This window comes from Fibrobacter succinogenes subsp. succinogenes S85 (assembly GCF_000146505.1).
In the GTDB taxonomy this organism is placed as follows: domain Bacteria; phylum Fibrobacterota; class Fibrobacteria; order Fibrobacterales; family Fibrobacteraceae; genus Fibrobacter; species Fibrobacter succinogenes.
Window position 1 is genome coordinate 3232205 of sequence record NC_017448.1, and the last position, 17296, is coordinate 3249500.

Sequence of the window (17296 nt, forward strand, 5' to 3'; positions counted from 1 at the left end):
GAAAAAAGCCGCTTTGCCGCGGCTTCGTAAAGATAATAAAGTTATCTAAGTTCTAAGAGCGCAGCGGTCTAAGTTCTACCAACTGCGCCTCCGGCGCCTACTTGCAGAGCGGCAACAGCTGCTTCTGGAGAGGGCTAAAGTCCGTCTTCTTGATAGCGCTGATGGTTGCATCAACTTCATTCTTGCCGACACCTTTTGCCGTTGTGAAAAAGTTGACCTTGTCGCCCTTGATAGAGATGGTAAAGTCAAAAGACGAAATGAACCCGAGCCTGCCTCTAAAGGTGTTTTCAATTTCTACGCTGAGCTCCGGTGCTGCAATTTCTTCATCGTCTGTAGCAAAGATGGATTTTTTAGAAAGAGCATTTTCAAGAGCGCTGCAAGCGTTTGCAATCATGTCGCAGTTTAGCTTGACTTCACAACGGGAAAGCTTCACGCGGTAAGGAACTTCAAGAGCGTTCTTCAAACCTGCTTTTTTTAAAATTTCAAGCGGGAAGTTCGGTTCCACGATAATCACGTATGGGCCTTTTTCGTAGTTCACGTTGCGTAACTTGAACGTAGCGATTCCATTCTTCTGCGTGCGTCGTTCCGAAAGCGTCTTGCTCTGGCGAGCGACAAGCGGGAAGCTTGGCACAGGGCCGATGGAGTCCTTGACAACGACATTCCAGGAAGGCATTTCGGCCTTGGTCAATTCAAAGTTCGGTTCTGTTGTCGTTGTAATCGTGATATTCGAAAGCCTTTCGATGAGCAACTTTTCAATTTCCGGAAGTCCGTGTTCCAAACGGTGGCTGTCGTTGAGCGGATAGATATCGGCGAGTTGGAGCAAGTAGAAATTGTATTCGTTGACCTTGTCTTCCGCCTTTTCCAAATCGTTAGCCGCATTGATATAAACGCGGGTATCAATTGCCTTTCTGGATGACTTTTCAAGCTTTGCAATTTCTTGCTTTAAAGTCTTTAAACGGAATTGGAGGCTTGCCGTAAACTCGTCCATGTCGAGAGTTGCGGTAGCCTTGAAGCCTTTATCCACTTTTACAGGAGTCACCTTGACGCCTTTCAAGACGACGTTGCTCTTGACATTGCTCTTGGACCTGTACGTTTCACCGAGGACGCTCTTGCCATCGTTGATGTCTTCGTACTTGGTCAGAGTTTGAGTGGCGCTAACTTGGGACTTGATCTGCTTTGCGACGCCTGCCATGGCTGTATTGTTCGCATCTTCTTGCGATACTGTGGAGGTGGCGGTGTAGGTGACGATTTTCCCTGCCATCGCCGGGATTACAGCAAGACACGCACAAAGGATAAGGCTTCTGATATTCATTACTAGTTCAGCTCCATCAAAATCAACTTACGAGTGATGTTGTTTTTCTTGGTTTCTGCAATCGGTTTCAGGATCTGTCTAATCTTGGTGTAGACTTCCTGGGAATCCTTGTACTTCAAGGGGTTGGCGTAGATGACAAAGTCAAGTGTCTTGGCGGTCATCACGTTTACTTTCACAGAGCTAAAGTTGCTCTTGAGTCCCTTCATGATGGCATCGTGCAAGTCTTCGGTCTGGCTATCGGAGTATTCGCCCTTGATGTTCACGACGACCTTGTACTGAGTCCCCTTGGCGAAGTCCATCTTCCAGTAGCCGAGAATTTTCTGTTCAAGTCCGGGCATTGCCTTGCGGACTGCGGCACCGATGTTTGAATTGATGTTGATTTTGGAAGTATGGCCGTTGTTACGGACGACGGAGGTCTGCGAACCGAGGAGGCGTGCCGTCGATGTCTCGTAAGCGGAAACTTCAACAGAGACTTCGTCATTCGTCACTTCTGGGGTGTATTTGATATAGATGTCTGCATCGAGAGCAATTCCCGCGAGATAAGACAAATCATCTTCGGTGTTGGCGATGTCGCTCTGCATCTGGAGGATGCTGGTCAGTTCGGCCTGGCCGTTTACAGACTTGACCTCGTAATTCTTCTTGGTGAGATAGCTATTAATGGCTTCTGCCGTTGTGCGAGAGTACGGGCTTTCGCTAGAGAGGTCTGGAACGCCGTCCTTGAGGGTCAAGTTGGGAGAGACCATGATAATCGGAGTCCCGACATCCTGGATGGCGCTTGCTGTGGCATAAGTTTCTGTAGTGGCTTCTGCTGCAGCGGCGGCTTTTTGACTTACAGCCTTCGTCGGAGCGCTTGCGTTAAATGCCGTAGGTGCCGTTGCGGTTGATTTTACAGCAGAATTTGTGGTAGAGGCAAATCCGTCGAGTTCGTTATAGGCGCTTTCTGCTCTTTGGCGGGTGGCTGCGTTTTTTTGGCGTGCATCTGAATCATTTTGTTTTACGGCGTGAGGCGCAGAACAGGCTGTTTCGGCCAGGAGGAGTGCTAAGCAGAGAGATGGAATCAAGTGTCTCATGTTACAAGTATCTCTTTAAAGGTTTCCTACATTTTGTATACAGATAATATACAATGTTTTGTGTTCAGAAGTAAACAAATAATACGATTTGTAAAATACTTTTTTTAAGAGTTGCTATCAAAGCGAAATTTGGATATATATATCTATAAGACTACGTTTATTAAAAAGAATTGCTGGTAATGGAAAATTTATCAACAATTATGTAGTTTGGAGTGTGTTTTTGTAGGTCCTTCACATGAGTGAGGTTGAATATGAGCGAAAAATGGATCTGGTTGCCCGACTGGGCCTCAAATCTCGGGATTTGGGAAGACGATCTGATGGACGTAGCTCCTTCAGCAAACCATAATTATGTGCAGTACAGCCAGTTGGCTGAGTATTTAGAAAAGCCGGAGGAAATTCCGGAGTTCAAGAAGGCCTCTACGGTGGTAGCCTGGGGACTTGGTGCGCTATCGCTGATGTGCTCAACGGCGGGTCCGCAAAAGGGACAAAAGTGGATCTTGCTTTCACCGTATGCAGATTTTTGCGATGAAATAGGCAACTGGACCGTTCCGAACCTGCACTTTATGGCTCACCAGCTTGAAACGACCACGGAACCTGCCCTCAAAGCTTTCATGGAGCTCTTTGAGGATGATTTTGGCGACTGGCAGGACGACTGGTTTGATGAAGCCAAGAAGTACGATGCCGAATCGCTTGCCAAAGGCTTGATGTACCTGGCATCGCACAAGGTGGAATCTGTAATCCCGAACAGCGAGAATATCCAGGTGCTTTATGGGCGACTGGATGCGACTGTTCAACCGGAATGGACGTTGAAGCTCAAGGAATTCTTGCCTAAAGCCGAATTCAAGGAACGCCCCAAAGCCGGCCACTGGCCACCGATGCTGTTGCTTTAAGAGGTGTGGGGGGATGGGCTCGGGGCTAAAGCTCCTTTGGGCTATGGGCTATAGCTCAAAAGCTCAGAGCGAAGCGACCTGAGAGTGCGAAGCACGACCCCATAGCTTAATCTAGCTTCTTGTAATTAAACTTTTTGAGCTTTGCGACCGCAAATAGTGCGACAAGGTAAATCGCAAAGAACCAGAGCAGTGCGGTTTCGACAAATTCACCGACAGAAGTGTAGAAGGTGCTCCTCGTCTTGAGGGGCATTTTTCTTTGGATGACGCGCGTCTCAAAAATTCCGGTGTTCTGGTCGTAGTGTCCGTACTGGTCAATGAATGCCGATACACCGCTGTTAGCAAGGCGTGCCACCGGATAACCGTATGTGACGGCCAAATGGCGCACGATGTTCAGGTGCTGGAATGGAGCGGTGCTGCGGCCGAACCAGCCGTCGTTTGTAATGTTCACCATCAGGCGGGAGCCTGCACGAATTGCTTCTCGGATAAGGTCTCCGAAGATGGCGTCGTAGCAGATGTATGGCGTCCAGTTGTAAGGGCCGTAAACGGGCGTTTCCTTTCCGGGAACAAAGTCGCCTTCACCGAGGTCCACGTAATTCAAGATGGGAAACACGTCGTCAAAGGGAATGCGCTCGCTAAAAGGAACGAGATGTTTCTTGATATAGCGTTGCGGAAAATCGGAATTGCCTGGAGTAAAGAGGAATGCTGCGTTGTAGATTTCAAACCGGCGCGGGTTGTTGATGTCGTCCGAGACGCGCTTGTAGTCAAGCGCACCCGTGAGAATGCTAGAGTTTCTCATGTCGGCCATCTGGTGCAAACGTCTTTGGACTAAAGGCTGTCTGCGGATGTGGTCTGGGATGGCAGTTTCGGCGAGGAGGATCAGGTTGGTGCCTGGTTGAACGCTGTCCAAAGCCATGTTGAATGTCTTTGTGATAATGGAATCAAAACGGGCTTTGCTCCACTTGGCGCCTTGGGCAATGCTTGGTTGTACCATCGCGATGGATGGATTTTCAGGTGCGCTTGCGTTGTAGTACGGAGCGGCTTCTGGTGATGAAAGCACGCAAGAGCCGTGAATCAAAAGTGTCATGAAAATCACGAACGGAACAGCAAAGAGTGCGAGCTTCTTGCGGCCTTTCTGCAAGAATGCGTAAGCGACAACTTGGTTCGAGGTGACGATCAGGATTGTGTAGCCGAAAACGCCAATGATGGAAAGCGCTTGGATCAGTTCAAGGTGATTGCCGAATGTGTAACCGAGGTGGTTCCACGGGAAAGCAAAATCACCGTGCGTGCGGAACATTTCGATTGATGCAAAGAAAACGGGGAAGAGTACGAGTAAGTACGCTTTGCCTTTAATCTTTAAATTCTTTGCGGTAGAGTAAGCAAATGCGGCGAGGACGTTGAACAAGCTTAAGTAGGCGATGAGGAGAATGAGCCCAAGGAAGATAAGTCCCGAAGGTGCTGTCTCGACATTCATCACATTGCGGATCCAATAGTAATTGATGGTGTTGTAGACCATGCTCGCCCAGAACGTCGCAAAGACGGCGGTCTCGCGATTGTACTTGTTGAGCATGATGAACCACGGCACAAGTAAAACGAGAGTGGCAGGGCCAAGAGGCAACGGCGGGAATGCAAATGCGAGAAATCCCCAGGAAATTACTGCTAAGGCGATTGCGATGCGTGCTTCTTTTTGCTTAAATAGCTTGACGTTCCAGCGGATGAACAATGCAAACCAGTAAAGCGTCATCGGGATGAACGTTGTGACAATCTGGAAAAGCCCGGCATGGCTGCGTGTAAGGTAATCCAACGCAAGGAACGCAAAGACGATAATGCCGTATGTGTTCATGAACCGTGCAAACGGACGGCGTGCGTTCTTGAAGAACAAAAATGGGATGGCAGCAGCGATGGGCAAAAGCTGTGGGCGTTGCAGGTAAAGCCCAGGCGTATCAGGACGCAACAGGAACAGTACAAATTCAATCGCCACTAGAACCGAAACGTAAACCTTGTACGCTCGCGGAAGAGTCTTCAGTTTATTTAAAATTTGATTAGAAGTCATTTTTAGCTATGGGGTCGGCGCGTTGCGCCTTTGGGGTCGCTTCGCTTTGAGGTTGTCTGGTATGGGATTGTGAGGTTGAGTGCTTTTTAGAATTTGCTCATAGCCGAAAGCGTAGCGTGCTCAGAGAGCGAAGCTCGACCTCATGCCCGAATCTCACAGTCCGCTTTTATCTTGGGGATTGAACACGAGTACGAATTCGCCTTTAGGCGGGTGCGATTTGAAGTGCGCGGAAATTTCCGTCGGCGTTCCGATGAGGTGTTCCTCGAACTTCTTGGTGAGCTCGCGCATTAACGCAATCTTGATATCGCCAAAGACAAGCTTGATTTCTTCAACGAACTTGTCGATGTTGTGCGGGCTCGCGTAGAAAATCTGCGTCGCTTCTTCGTCTTTCAATTTCTCGAGCAAGTGGATGCGCTGGGCGCTCTTCTTGGGAGAGAAATACTGGAACGTAAAGTGGTCGGTCGGCATGCCGCAAGAGACGAGTGCAGTAATCATCGCGCACGGACCCGGGATGGCGCGGACATCAATGCCTTCGCGGACGCATTCTCGCACAAGGTTGAATGCTGGGTCTGCAACGCCGGGCGTTCCCGCATCGCTGACGAGAGCGATGTCGCCGGTGTTCTTCAAAAAGTCAACGTACTTGGGTGTGACCTTTTCTTTGTTGAAGTCATGGTAGGCTTCCATGGGCGTCGTGATGCCGTAATTGTCAAAGAGAATTCTCGAATGGCGGGTGTCTTCGGCAAGGACGAGGGGAACTTCCTTAAGAATGCGCACAGCGCGGTAGGTGATATCTTCCATGTTCCCGATGGGAGTCGCTACGATGTATAAAGTATGCATATTGCTCTATAAAATAGTAAATAGAACTTAGAGCTTAGAACTTAGAGCTTAGAACTTTGCTTTTTCCTCTAAGTTCTGCCAACTAAGTTCTAAGAGCGAAGCGGGCTAAGTTCAGCCAACTGCGGCGAAGCCGCTAATAATCACTCACGCTGTTCAAATCTGTGAGTCTGTTCCCGTTGAGTTCAAATGCCAAGCGCTGCACTAGCTTGCGGTGCATTTCATTGGACGCCTTGTTCACGAGGTCTGTGCGGAGTCGCCCGTATAAAATGGCGTTAATGTCTTGCTGCTCAATGAATTCCACATGGCGTACGAGCGTTCCGTTGCAAAAGATGCGTGCCGATAGTTCGTATGTCCAGGATTCATTGACGGGGAGGATGGGCCACAGCGGAATGAGGACTCCAATGTTCCAGGCGGAGTTCGGTTCGTTCTGATGGACTGTCGCCTTGATGGTTGCCTCTCCACGGCAGGATTCTCGTGAAAACTCTTTTTCACTTGCAGCTTTGGTGTAGGCCCGGAGCAAATCTTGCGAGAGTTCTAGCGAATCGCCCCCATATATAAAGGGAATGTTCCCGAAGAAACTGTAATTTTCTTCAGTTAGCGGGATCCCTTCGAGGTCGCCTTGCGTGAGATTCATGGAGCACCCGGAGAGAATGGCTGCAAAAGCGATAGCTAGACATGAAAATTTGACGATGGAGCGCATATCTCAAAGATATAAAAAAACGAACGGCTCTGATTTTATTTAGATTGTGTCTATGGAATTGCCTGCTTATTTTATTAGTGATGCTCATTTGGGAATCGACCCGCCGGGAGCTGTCCCTGGTAGGGAACAGAAATTGATCCAGCTTTTATCATCTTGGAAGGGCAAGGCGAGCCATGTCGTCATTGTTGGCGACCTTTTTGAATTTTGGTACGAATACAATTATTATGTGGCTTCTGCGCATTTTGAATTGTATCGTGCTTTTGCTGAACTTGTGGAATCTGGAGTCGAAGTCCATCTTTTGCAGGGGAATCACGACTTTGCGTACGAGGATTTTTTCCCGAAGCATCTGGGCGTGGCGGTCCATAAATCGCTGATTCTGGAAATTCAGGGAAAGCGTTTGTTCTTCACGCATGGTGATGGCGTGCCGAAATCCGATCGCGGCTACCGCTTTATGCGGCGTGTTTTGGATTTTCCTCTGAACCGGTTCCTTTTCAAGCAAATCCACCCGGATTGGGGAATGGGGCTAGCCCGCTTTGTCGGGCGTAATAGTCGTAAATACGGAGAAACCCGTACGCTTAAGCTTGAGGAGTATATTGAATGGGGTGATCGCATGCTGAAAAAGGAAAAATGCGATTACTGCATCCACGGACACCACCATATATCGGGCATCTGGAACACGCCAAACGGCATTGTGGCATCCCCAGGCGAGTTTATAAAAAAGCCCGCCATCCTCTGCTTGGAGAATGGCGGACTGAAATTGGTTTCAATTTAGCGGAGCTTGTTATTCGCCGGTTTCGCTAGCGCGACCTTCTGTGGACTGAACCATCTTCTTGCTGGAGTTTTCACCCCAGAGCTTTGCGACGAGGTCTATGCTTGCAAATTCCTGCCAATACTCTTCAACCCAGCACCAGTGGTGGACTTCGCCTTTTTCATCGGTGATTGTCCAGTTCTTGTGTACCGAGAAGGTCATTTTCTGAGCCTGCGGGGTATAGTAAGGATCGGACGATTGTTCCGGTTCAATGGTGATTGTCCAAGTCCTGTCTGCGGTGCGCTTGTAGATAGCCACGTTAAACGCCACAAGCAGGACTAAGGTGATGATGCTCCACTTGAAGTTCTTCTTCGTCAGCAGGTATATTAAAAGCAGGACTAATAATATAGTGAGTGCTGCGAAGTTGTAATGGGTCGGATAAAATACTTTGAAGACTTCAATCATTTTATCGTACCTCTAGAACTTTGGGAGATTACTTCTTCTTTGCAGCCTTCTGCTGAGCAACGAGAGCAGCGACGCTGAACGTGAGGACGTTCTTGTCGACCTGGCTTTCAGTACGGAAGCTCTTGAGCGGAAGTGCGATGCCGTGAGAAGAAAGCGTACCCATGAAGGAAGCATTGGCGTGGCTAGCAATGGTACGGACGTTGATGAAGCCCTTGTTCTTGCTGAAAGTGAGCTTGAAGGTCTTCTTGGCTGCATTGTATTCTGCAACCATCGTCTTGTTTTCCTTGGTATTCAAAGCATTCTTGGTGTTGTGGTCAAAAATGATGGTACCACGGGTGTCAATGGAGAGCATGGTCTTGTTGCCCACTGCGTTACGGCAGGCGAGAGTCGTCCATTCGCCCTTCTTCTTTGCGCCCTTGGCGGTGAAGACATACTTGTTGCCTTCCTTGACGAGAGTGTAAGCACCGGTTGCAACCTGGAGACCGATGGCATTGAAAGCGCCCTTGAAATAAAGGAACTTGGACTTGGAACCGACAATACCGTTGATGAAACGGAAAGAAGTGGACTTCGGGGTCTTAATCGGCGTGATAGCCACGCGCTTGCCAACCGGGTCGACTTCGACATCTACATAAGGACCAACATCAACGGTACGACCATCTTCGGTCTTTGTCTGAGTGGCGAGCTTGTCGAGCTTGAGAGCCTTGACTGCTTCTTCCGGGAATCTGATGAAACCACGGACGTCCATTTTAACAATTACGTTTTCCATTTACACCTCTTTTGTTTTTTTGTTTGTTTTTGATTGACGATAAAATAAAAACTTTATTCCCAAATGTCAAAGATTTTCACGAAAAAAGCATGAGTAAAGGATAAAAATAGTTTTTTCGTAACCAATAACATTTGTTGTATAAAAAATAATAATAAAAATGTAAAATGTTGCAACAAATGAAAACTTTTTTTCTTTATTTGCGGTTGATCACGCCCAAAATTGCTTCAGATAGGGGCTTTGAGCCTCGCTTTGATAAATTAATGCCTTCAAAATCTTGTATGATTTTGTGATTTCTGTCACTAAAACGGGCCCTGTCTGATAGAATCTCTATGTTATTTGAGGTGGAAATGTCCTTTTTTTCGATCTTTACGTCTGCACGAACAAGAAATTTTGGGTAAAGGAGACGGTATTTGTCGGAAATGGCGTCGGCGATACTCCAGACAGGATCAATCAAAAGTATAATATTCTCCTTTTTGACCATTTTTGTCGCTAAAATGGCGCCTGTTCCGCGACCTGCAACGACTTTCGGGGCTTTGCCGTTTATCTGTGAAGCACATTCGTAAATCATCTGGGCGTCGGATTCGAACGTTTCCTGTGACGGTGTTCCCTTGTTTTCACCGCTGCCACGGTAGTTGAATGTCGCGGCGGCGTAGCCGGGGAGGCTGTCGAGTTCGGCGAGGAACTGGGCGGCGTCTTCGTCAGCATCGGGGTAGTAAAGGATGACGTTATTCTGTTCGTTTCCGACAACGAAACCTTCAAGCTTGGTGCCGTCATCGAGGGTACAGTTGATGGCTCTTGCCTTATTTGTAATGGCTTCGCGGGCTTCGTTGTGCGTGATTGCACGGGGGAATGCGTTACGGCGTTCGGTTAAGGCGAGGTAAAATACCATGCTGATATATATAAGGATGATGATTCCCGCGTAACGTAAAATTCGGCTCAGTGTTCCCAAGGCAAGTTCTTTTATTTTCATGGGTTTGTTCGTGGTCGTTCGTCAATAGTTATTGGTTGTTGAGAATTTAGAAAAAAGCTGTTATTCTGTCCCCTTTTTGTGAGAATGGTTCAGCGAAGACAGCATCATCGTCATCCTGACGCTGAAAGCGGAAGGATCCAGTAAAGTCTAGTTCTTGAAAAATAACTGGATGCTTCGCTGCGCTCAGCATGACGAGCCGCCCCAAAACACAAATGTGTAAGCCGAGAGCCGCTGATTTATAACGCAAAAACGCCTATGGCGAGAGATGTGAAAGAGGATGGAGTGGGCAAAAAACACAAATGCGTAAGGCGAGAGATGCAGGGGTGCTCGCACCCCTATATCCGAGCCGCAGCATTTGGCGTTATACGGCCGTAGGCCTATAACACAAAAGGACTTCCGGTGGAGTACAACCGGAAGTCCGAGGGATGGGATTGGGTGTTCCTTTAAATTAAGCAATTTTTTTTGAAAGCGTATCACCTAAAAAACAAAAAGTGTTCCCAAGGTGTTCTTTTTTGTCGTTTTTAGAATGGAATAGGGCTTTTTTACGGGTTATTTTCAAAAACAGGTGTTCCCAAAAATCTCAAAAAAAATTAGATTTCTTTTTGATGAACGTATATGCCTACTACAATTATCGAAAGTACCTCCAGGACTACTACGATTACCGTAAGTCCGTGCAGAGGTATTTCTCGTACCGGTCTTTTGCAAAGAAGGCTGGCTATTCCTCGTCTGGTTTGTATCTGGATTTGATTCGCGGTCGTAAGTCACTTACCCAGCAGATGATTCCGAAGTTTATTGAAGCTCTCGGACTCAACGAAAGGGAAGGCCGCTACTTCACCTTGATGGTGGATTTCACGCATGCGACGACAGCTTCTTCGAAGCAGCAGATCTTCGACCAGATGTCGGCACTCCTCCCGCGCACCATCAAGAACCTGACCAAGAACCAGCAGGAATACTACAGCAAGTGGTATTACGTCGTGGCGCGCGAAGCTCTTGCCGTCTTGAAGATCAACGACAAGAACATTCAGGAACTCGCGCTTTTCTTGAACCCGAAAATTTCCCTCCCGCAGGCAAAGCAGACTATCCAGCTCCTTCTCAATCTGGGACTTATCGAGCTCGGCGAAGATGGATTCTACCATTCCGTAAACAAGGCAATTACGAATGGCAGTGAAATCGCCCCGCTTTTCGTTCATCAATTCCAGAAACAGATGATTGATTTGGGCAAAGATGCGCTGGATCACTACAGTACCGAACGCAGAAATGTATCTTGTATGACGATGAGTGTGTCGGCGCAGGGATTGGAACGAATCATCAGCAAGATTGATTTGTTCCGTAAGGAGATTGTGGATATTGTTCGCTCGGATGAGGGCGAATCCATGGTTTGCGAATTGAACATCCAGTTCTTCCCGCTGAGCAAGGAAAAAATGAATCTTCCACCAGAGACGGATGTCGAGGAGGACGGACATGAAATTTGCTAAGACGTATGTAGGACTGCTTGTGGCAGTGTGCGCTTGCATGTTCGCTTGCACGAGCGAAAATAGCGGTGTTGCTGGTACTGTTACCGATACAGGCAACACGATTGCGCTTAGCGGTGTCGTGACTCGCACTGATGGTTCGGCCGCTGTTTCGGCTATGGTCCGTGTGGCTCGTGAACCGGGTGTAGGCGATACCCTTACTGAATCTGAATATATTGAGACTGTAACGGACTCGCAGGGCGTGTTCTCGTTTGATTCCGTATTTGCGGATACGTTCCAGCTTGCCGTTGTTGATGCAGAGTACAAGGAAATCTCGTACCAGCCGCGTGCAACAAAGAATGCTGGTGCTTTGGATAGCATCAAGCTTGAAAAAGCTGCCGTGTTCAGCAGTGTGCTTTATTATGAAGACATGGTCGAACCTTCGATGGCAGTTGGGTCTCACTTTAAGGTCTACATGCCTGGCACTCCGTTCTCACAGAGCGTGTTTGCCGGAGATTCGTTCTCTATGCTTATCCCTGCCGGTGAATGGTGGCTTGGGTTCTGCCCGGGCGATCCGCAGATTGTGGCTCGACTTGCCGATTCCGGTGTTGCCGATACGTTAATTTATCGTACATGGAGCATGGATGGCGAAGTGAAGTCTGGTGATACGATTTCTAAGGGACCGTTTATCTGGAGCCCGACGATGGAAGTCGATTCGTTGATCAAGCTTGAAGAAAAGAAGAGGGCAAAGCCTTATTTGTCTGGTACTGTGATGTGCAAGGATAGCGTTTGTCCGAAAGTCCAAGTGCAGATGATTACGGACTTGTACGGCTTTGACTTTGTTGAAGGTGATTCTGTCGGCTTTGTGATGCAGACGGTGACGGATGATTCTGGTCGCTGGGTGATGCCCGCTCCGGAAAAAGTTCCGTATGACAGCCTCCGCATGGAATACCGCTTGTTGGACGAGGATGGCACTGTGGCTTTGGCTGGTGTCAGCCGCTATGTTCGCGCTTCTGAAATCAAGGGCTTGAAGGATACACTCAATATCGGCGATACGACTCTTGTGAAGCCGTCTGTGCTGGTGAGTGGCGTGCTGCTTGCCATTGACGATGCCGATACGACAAAAACCACGAACTGCATGTCTATGGTGAATAGCGTTGTTGTGGGGCTGAAAGGCACAAGCCATTTTGTGAGAGAAGTGACTTGCAACATGTTGCGTATCGCAGACCTTCCGGCTGGTGGCCATGATATCGTTCTTTACTCGGGCGACCCGAAGGTGGTGAAGACTCTTCAGGAAGCTGATGTGGCGCTTGATGATTATGTGCGAATTGCACATGTGCAACTGCCCAAAAACGATACTTTGGACCAGCAATGGATGACTTTTGAGCCACCAACTTTACAAACTGAAAAATAATTTTCAATTACCCCTTGCAAAAGTGAAAATTATTTTCTAAAATTGGTGCGCACTGATGAGCTATGGTGTAACGGTAGCACAACAGATTCTGACTCTGTTTGTCTAGGTTCGAATCCTGGTAGCTCAACTAAAACTCTTTGCTCTTACTCCTGAGCAGAGAGTTTTTTGTTTTATGCGGCGGCAGAATGCCTCGAGATGCCGCCGGATGTGCGAAATTTGGAAAAAGTGCGTTTTTTACGTGAAAAATTAGGGAAAAATGCGGAAATTTACGTAATTTTGTATATAAATTAAGCGAAATTGAATAAAGAGGGTGCTTTTTGCGGGTGTTTTGTAATGTTTTTACTGAAGAAAACACTTGAGTATGGGCTAAATTTGGGAAAAATCAAAAAATATTACAGATAAAGTTAAAATATTACGTGAAAATTTGATGATATGGATTTAGTTTCACGTAAATTGGGGCATTTTTCAAAAAATTGGATTTTTACAGATGATTTAGTTTGTTTGTGCTGGCTGATTTGTCGGTTTTTAAAGGGCATTTTTATTGAGTTTGGAGAGTCAATGACTAAGAACTATTGACTAATGACTAAATTTGTGTCATGGAATTTTTTGATTACTTTGAAGAGGTTTATGGCGAACGCTGGCCTACGTTGCTTGAATCGCTGAAGGGCGAGGGCTGCGCCACGAAGCTACAGTTTGATGATGCCTTGGAACCGTACTTTTTGGACGAGGCCTCGGTATTTGCTGCTAAGGCTCTTGCTGTAGAACCGGGAATGGACGTGCTCGACATGTGCGCCGCTCCGGGTGGCAAATCGCTTGTGATAGCTTCTATGCTCAAGGGCGAAGGTTCGCTCCAGTGCAACGACCGCTCGCCGGATAGGCGTCTCCGCTTGCAGCATGTGCTCGAAAATTCCTTGCCGGAGTCCTGGCGTTCGATTATCAACGTCTCGGGCTACGATGGCGTGAAGTTCGGCATGCATAAGAAAGAATGCTACGACCGCATTTTGCTTGATGCACCGTGCTCTTCGGATAGGCATGTGTTGAATTCGCCTTCGCATCTGGAAGTTTGGTCGGTGAAGCGCGTGAAACGGTTGTCGGTGGAACAGGGGTCGCTCCTTGCCTCGGCGGTGGATGCTCTTAGGCCGGGGGGCGAATTGATTTACGGAACTTGTGCGCTTTCGCCTCTCGAAAACGATGCCGTAGTCGCTAAAATCTTGAAGAAACGCAAGATGATGGAATTTGTTCGAATAGAGGACTTGCCGGAGGGTGCGGACCGCACGGAACTCGGCGTCCATATTTTGCCGGACAAGGCTCATGGCTGTGGCCCCATCTATTGCGCGAAGATGAGGAAGGTGTGTTAGAACTTAGAACTTAGAACTTAGAACTTAGAACTTAGAACTTAGAACACTCCTTTTGCTCTAAAAGAAAATAACTAAGTTCTAAGAGCGAAGCGGGCTAAGTTCTGCCTACTAATCACTAACCACAAATCACTAAATACTAATAATTGCTATATTGCTATCGGTAAATAGGAGAATTTTTTTATGGCAGCTTTGAATCTTACTGCAGAATCCTTTGACAAAGTTATTTCTTCGGGTCAGCTTGTGCTTGTTGACTTTTGGGCAACCTGGTGCCGTCCGTGCATGATGATGGGTCCGGTGATCGAAGACCTTTCCAACGAATTTGACGGTCGTGCTATTATCGCGAAGATCAACGTCGATGACGAAGGTGTTTCGGACATTTGCGCTCGTTTTGGCATCACGAACATCCCGAACATGAAGTTGTTCAAAAACGGTGTCGAAGTGGGTAACGTCGTCGGTGCTGTGCCGAAGAACACGCTCAAGAACGCCATCGAAAACAATCTCTAATCGCTTGGAAAAATGCGTTTGAAAGAGCTCGGTTTGATGTGCCGGGCTCTTTGTTGTTGACGGCTTTTGCCAGTTTTCTACATTTGGAATATGCTCACGAAACGTTTAATTGTCTGCTTGGATGTCCGTAACCGCAAGGTCACGAAGGGTGTAAAGTTTAAAGGTAATATCGACATTGGCGATCCCGTAGAAATGGGCGCACGCTATAGCGATGAAGGTGTCGATGAACTTGTTTTTTATGATATCACGGCGAGTGCCGAGAACCGCCCATGCGACATGGAAATGATTCGCCAGATTGCAAAGCGCGTGTTTATCCCGTTTGCAGTGGGTGGCGGTATCCGTAACTTGGACGACATGCACGAAGCGCTCCTCGCAGGGGCCGAAAAGGTGAGCGTGAACAGCCTTGCTGTGTTGCATCCGGAAATCATTGCCGAAGGCGCAAAGGCGTTTGGACGCCAGTGCATCGTGCTTGGCATGGATGCGAAGTTCGTGGGCGTTTCGGACAAGATTCCGAGCGGTTACGAAGTGTTTATTCGCGGTGGTCGTCAGGCGATGGGCATTGACGCTTTGCAGTGGGCAAAGCGCGCCGAGGAACTCGGCGTTGGCGAAATCTGCTTGAACTCTATTGACACCGATGGCGTCAAGAATGGTTACGAACTCACGATTACCGACATGATTGCAAAGGCTGTGCAAGTGCCTGTGATTGCTAGTGGCGGTGCCGGAACGCCGGCGCATATCGTAGACTTGTTCCGCAAGACGAGTGCCGATGCGGCTCTGGTCGCGTCGATGGTGCATTTTGGCGATTATACGGTCCCTGGTATCAAGGGCGAAATGCTTGCTGCCGGAATCCCGGTGCGCAAGAAGATGAACGGCGAGGTGTAAGATGAATCCGGAAGTTGCCGTCAAGATTTTTGAAGCCGGCAAGAGTGCCGGGGCTGACTTTGTTGAAATTTTTGAAGAAGAAACCCGCAGTTCAAGCCTCGGCTTGAAGGACCGCCAGATTGAAACGGCGACCGCGGGTACCGAGTACGGTATCGGCGTTCGCCTTTTGTACGGGACGGAAGTCCTGTACGGGTTCACGAGTGACGATAGCGAAGAAGCTCTCGTGAAGCTTGTGAAGACGCTTGCGTTCGGGCGCATTGCCGCCGCAGCGGGGGCGGAAGGCTCGGCTGCAAGGCCGTTTGAATTTGCACCGGAAAAGCGCATTTGCGATTATAATTTTGGCGCTTACCAGGATCCGCGCGTGCTCGGCCAAGCTATTAAGCAGGACTTCTTGTTCCGTGCAGACAAGGCGGCCCGTGCGCTCTCGCCGAAGATTGCTCAGGTGGGCGCCAGCGTAACCGACAGCTGCACTTCGATTTCTCTTTTGAATAGCGAAGGCTTGCATCTGGAAATGACTCGTGGCCGCTTGCGTGTGAACGTGAACGTGACGGCAACGGACGGTACGGAACGCTTGACGACGCACGAAGCCCCGGGCGCTCTTGGCGGTTATGAACTTTTAGCAAACTATTCTCCAGAAGCTTTGGCAACGGAATGTGGCGAGCGCGTGCTGCGCATGCTCGATGCCGGTTACATCACTGGTGGCCAGATGCCGGTCGTGATGGGCAATGGCTTTGGCGGCGTGATTTTCCACGAAGCATGCGGCCATCCGCTGGAGACAGAATCTATCCGTCGCAATGCAAGCCCGTTCTGCGGAAAGCTTGGTGAAGCGATTGGCCAGCCTTGCTTGACTGCCATTGACGATGGCACGATGGATGGCGTGTGGGGTAGCCTCAAGTACGATGACGAAGGAACGCCGACGCAGCGTACGACGCTTATTGAAAACGGCATCCTGAAAACGTACATGAGCGACCGTGTGGGCGCTATGGAAGTGGGTGTGGAACGCACCGGAAGTGCTCGCCGTGAAAGCTACAAGTACGCACCTGTAAGCCGTATGCGCAATACGTTTATCGCTCCGGGCAAGGATACGCTTGATTCCATGATTGCAAGCGTGGATAACGGACTCTATGCGGCCCGCATGGCAGGCGGTTCTGTGAACCCGGCGACGGGTGAATTCAACTTTGCAGTCGATGAAGGTTACGTCATTCGTAATGGCAAGATTTGCGAACCGGTCCGCGGTGCAACGCTTATCGGTAAAGGCCACGAAATCATGCCGCGCATTAGCATGGTCGGTACAGACTTTGAGCAGGCGGCAGGCGTTTGTGGAGCCTCCTCTGGGCATGTGCCGGTGACTGTCGGGCAGCCCTCCATTAAGGTCGATCAAATCCTAGTCGGTGGACGATAGCCGCGCTTTCTTTTGATAAAAGTGTTAACTCCCATGAAAATGGAAAAGCCCTCGCAAGAGGGCTTTGGAGTATTATGGGTTGTCACGAGTAAAGTACAAAACCATTTCGAATAAAACAAGAAAACCATGTAAAAAAGAAACAACGGCATCTCGTGAGAGGTGCCGTTGTTTTGGTGTATGGGATGTTTGGTTTTGTATCCATAAAATAGTTTAAATTGGAGTATTAGTGGTGTTTTTTGGTACATTTCCGATGTAAAGGTTTACAACACTTACAACAGGCAACAACACTTACAACGCCTATAAAATCTGTTTCAAAAAAATCCTTTGAATCGTTGCTTTTGAAACGCTGGCGTGTTATTTTTTGAATAGGGTGGGGACTTGGAACGGCTTGAATTGCCGTTTTTTCGCTGAAAATCGCGATTTTGGGGAGCTAGGGGCGTTTTGGCACGCCATTTGCATAGGGTAAGGCGTAAAAAA

16 protein-coding genes and 1 tRNA gene are annotated in these 17296 nt (G+C 48.4%); 9 read left to right on the plus strand and 8 right to left on the minus strand.

The annotated features are described in order from the left end of the window. Nucleotides 1-97 precede the first annotated feature (97 nt). Both FSU_RS13330 and FSU_RS13335 read right to left on the minus strand, forming a co-directional pair. Nucleotides 98-1312: a hypothetical protein gene (locus tag FSU_RS13330; RefSeq protein ID WP_014546901.1), complete on the minus strand. Its 1215-nt coding sequence runs from the start codon at nt 1310-1312 to the stop codon at nt 98-100. A 2-nt stretch (nt 1313-1314) separates the two neighbouring features. Next, complete coding sequence (locus tag FSU_RS13335; RefSeq protein WP_014546902.1) at nt 1315-2382, minus strand: hypothetical protein; 1068 nt, start codon at nt 2380-2382, stop codon at nt 1315-1317. 251 nt (nt 2383-2633) lie between these two features. Between FSU_RS13335 and FSU_RS13340 the strand changes: the two genes are divergently transcribed. Further along, nucleotides 2634-3272: an alpha/beta fold hydrolase gene (locus FSU_RS13340; protein ID WP_015732244.1), complete on the plus strand. Its 639-nt coding sequence runs from the start codon at nt 2634-2636 to the stop codon at nt 3270-3272. A gap of 106 nt (nt 3273-3378) precedes the next feature. On the opposite strand, the gene lnt is transcribed toward FSU_RS13340, so the two are convergent. The 3 genes from lnt to FSU_RS13355 form a co-directional block, all read right to left on the minus strand. Next, a complete protein-coding gene (lnt, locus tag FSU_RS13345) occupies nt 3379-5322 on the minus strand; it encodes an apolipoprotein N-acyltransferase (RefSeq protein WP_015732245.1) in 1944 nt (647 codons plus the stop codon). 153 nt (nt 5323-5475) lie between these two features. Next, nucleotides 5476-6159 carry a 16S rRNA (cytidine(1402)-2'-O)-methyltransferase gene (rsmI, locus tag FSU_RS13350; protein WP_014546905.1) on the minus strand — a complete coding sequence of 228 codons (684 nt, stop codon included), beginning with the start codon at nt 6157-6159 and terminating at the stop codon, nt 5476-5478. Between the two features lie 133 nt (nt 6160-6292). Next, complete coding sequence (locus FSU_RS13355) at nt 6293-6859, minus strand: hypothetical protein (RefSeq protein WP_014546906.1); 567 nt, start codon at nt 6857-6859, stop codon at nt 6293-6295. Nucleotides 6860-6911: 52 nt separating this feature from the next. On the opposite strand from FSU_RS13355, the gene FSU_RS13360 reads away from it, so the two are divergent. Beyond that, nucleotides 6912-7631, plus strand: coding sequence for a UDP-2,3-diacylglucosamine diphosphatase (locus tag FSU_RS13360; RefSeq protein WP_014546907.1), 720 nt, complete (start codon nt 6912-6914; stop codon nt 7629-7631). A 9-nt stretch (nt 7632-7640) separates the two neighbouring features. Here the strand turns inward: FSU_RS13360 and FSU_RS13365 are convergent, their stop codons facing one another. From FSU_RS13365 to FSU_RS13375, 3 genes are all read right to left on the minus strand, one after another. Next, a complete protein-coding gene (locus FSU_RS13365) occupies nt 7641-8072 on the minus strand; it encodes a hypothetical protein (protein WP_014546908.1) in 432 nt (143 codons plus the stop codon). A 28-nt stretch (nt 8073-8100) separates the two neighbouring features. Further along, the gene (locus FSU_RS13370; protein ID WP_014546909.1) at nt 8101-8838 is read right to left on the minus strand and encodes a hypothetical protein; all 738 of its coding nucleotides are present in this window, start codon (nt 8836-8838) and stop codon (nt 8101-8103) included. 193 nt (nt 8839-9031) lie between these two features. Next, a complete protein-coding gene (locus tag FSU_RS13375) occupies nt 9032-9808 on the minus strand; it encodes an alpha/beta hydrolase (RefSeq protein ID WP_014546910.1) in 777 nt (258 codons plus the stop codon). Nucleotides 9809-10413: 605 nt separating this feature from the next. On the opposite strand from FSU_RS13375, the gene FSU_RS13380 reads away from it, so the two are divergent. The 7 genes from FSU_RS13380 to FSU_RS13410 all read left to right on the plus strand — a co-directional run bounded on the left by FSU_RS13380 (nt 10414) and on the right by FSU_RS13410 (nt 16819). Further along, the gene (locus FSU_RS13380) at nt 10414-11283 is read left to right on the plus strand and encodes a TIGR02147 family protein (protein WP_015732247.1); all 870 of its coding nucleotides are present in this window, start codon (nt 10414-10416) and stop codon (nt 11281-11283) included. After that, nucleotides 11270-12673, plus strand: a complete 1404-nt coding sequence (locus FSU_RS13385; RefSeq protein ID WP_014546912.1) for a carboxypeptidase-like regulatory domain-containing protein — start codon at nt 11270-11272, stop codon at nt 12671-12673. The genes FSU_RS13380 and FSU_RS13385 overlap by 14 nt, the downstream gene beginning before the upstream one ends. A gap of 56 nt (nt 12674-12729) precedes the next feature. Continuing rightward, nucleotides 12730-12800, plus strand: a tRNA-Gln gene (locus FSU_RS13390). A gap of 469 nt (nt 12801-13269) precedes the next feature. Then, entirely contained in the window at nt 13270-14031 is a 762-nt protein-coding gene (locus FSU_RS13395) for an RsmB/NOP family class I SAM-dependent RNA methyltransferase (RefSeq protein WP_014546914.1), read from the plus strand. Between the two features lie 180 nt (nt 14032-14211). Then, the gene (gene trxA / locus FSU_RS13400) at nt 14212-14535 is read left to right on the plus strand and encodes a thioredoxin (protein WP_014546915.1); all 324 of its coding nucleotides are present in this window, start codon (nt 14212-14214) and stop codon (nt 14533-14535) included. 90 nt (nt 14536-14625) lie between these two features. Continuing rightward, nucleotides 14626-15417, plus strand: a complete 792-nt coding sequence (gene hisF / locus FSU_RS13405; protein ID WP_014546916.1) for an imidazole glycerol phosphate synthase subunit HisF — start codon at nt 14626-14628, stop codon at nt 15415-15417. A 1-nt stretch (nt 15418) separates the two neighbouring features. Then, nucleotides 15419-16819: a TldD/PmbA family protein gene (locus tag FSU_RS13410; RefSeq protein WP_014546917.1), complete on the plus strand. Its 1401-nt coding sequence runs from the start codon at nt 15419-15421 to the stop codon at nt 16817-16819. The last annotated feature ends 477 nt before the right edge of the window (nt 16820-17296 follow it).

Excerpts from the sequence above, each read along its gene's own strand:
- FSU_RS13330 (WP_014546901.1), bottom strand. The coding sequence starts at position 1,312 with ATGAATATCAGAAGCCTTATCCTTTGTGCGTGTCTTGCTGTAATCCCG.
- FSU_RS13335 (WP_014546902.1), bottom strand. The coding sequence starts at position 2,382 with ATGAGACACTTGATTCCATCTCTCTGCTTAGCACTCCTCCTGGCCGAA.
- FSU_RS13340 (WP_015732244.1), top strand. The coding sequence starts at position 2,634 with ATGAGCGAAAAATGGATCTGGTTGCCCGACTGGGCCTCAAATCTCGGG.
- lnt (WP_015732245.1), bottom strand. The coding sequence starts at position 5,322 with ATGACTTCTAATCAAATTTTAAATAAACTGAAGACTCTTCCGCGAGCG.
- rsmI (WP_014546905.1), bottom strand. The coding sequence starts at position 6,159 with ATGCATACTTTATACATCGTAGCGACTCCCATCGGGAACATGGAAGAT.
- FSU_RS13355 (WP_014546906.1), bottom strand. The coding sequence starts at position 6,859 with ATGCGCTCCATCGTCAAATTTTCATGTCTAGCTATCGCTTTTGCAGCC.
- FSU_RS13360 (WP_014546907.1), top strand. The coding sequence starts at position 6,912 with ATGGAATTGCCTGCTTATTTTATTAGTGATGCTCATTTGGGAATCGAC.
- FSU_RS13365 (WP_014546908.1), bottom strand. The coding sequence starts at position 8,072 with ATGATTGAAGTCTTCAAAGTATTTTATCCGACCCATTACAACTTCGCA.
- FSU_RS13370 (WP_014546909.1), bottom strand. The coding sequence starts at position 8,838 with ATGGAAAACGTAATTGTTAAAATGGACGTCCGTGGTTTCATCAGATTC.
- FSU_RS13375 (WP_014546910.1), bottom strand. The coding sequence starts at position 9,808 with ATGAAAATAAAAGAACTTGCCTTGGGAACACTGAGCCGAATTTTACGT.
- FSU_RS13380 (WP_015732247.1), top strand. The coding sequence starts at position 10,414 with ATGAACGTATATGCCTACTACAATTATCGAAAGTACCTCCAGGACTAC.
- FSU_RS13385 (WP_014546912.1), top strand. The coding sequence starts at position 11,270 with ATGAAATTTGCTAAGACGTATGTAGGACTGCTTGTGGCAGTGTGCGCT.
- FSU_RS13395 (WP_014546914.1), top strand. The coding sequence starts at position 13,270 with ATGGAATTTTTTGATTACTTTGAAGAGGTTTATGGCGAACGCTGGCCT.
- trxA (WP_014546915.1), top strand. The coding sequence starts at position 14,212 with ATGGCAGCTTTGAATCTTACTGCAGAATCCTTTGACAAAGTTATTTCT.
- hisF (WP_014546916.1), top strand. The coding sequence starts at position 14,626 with ATGCTCACGAAACGTTTAATTGTCTGCTTGGATGTCCGTAACCGCAAG.
- FSU_RS13410 (WP_014546917.1), top strand. The coding sequence starts at position 15,419 with ATGAATCCGGAAGTTGCCGTCAAGATTTTTGAAGCCGGCAAGAGTGCC.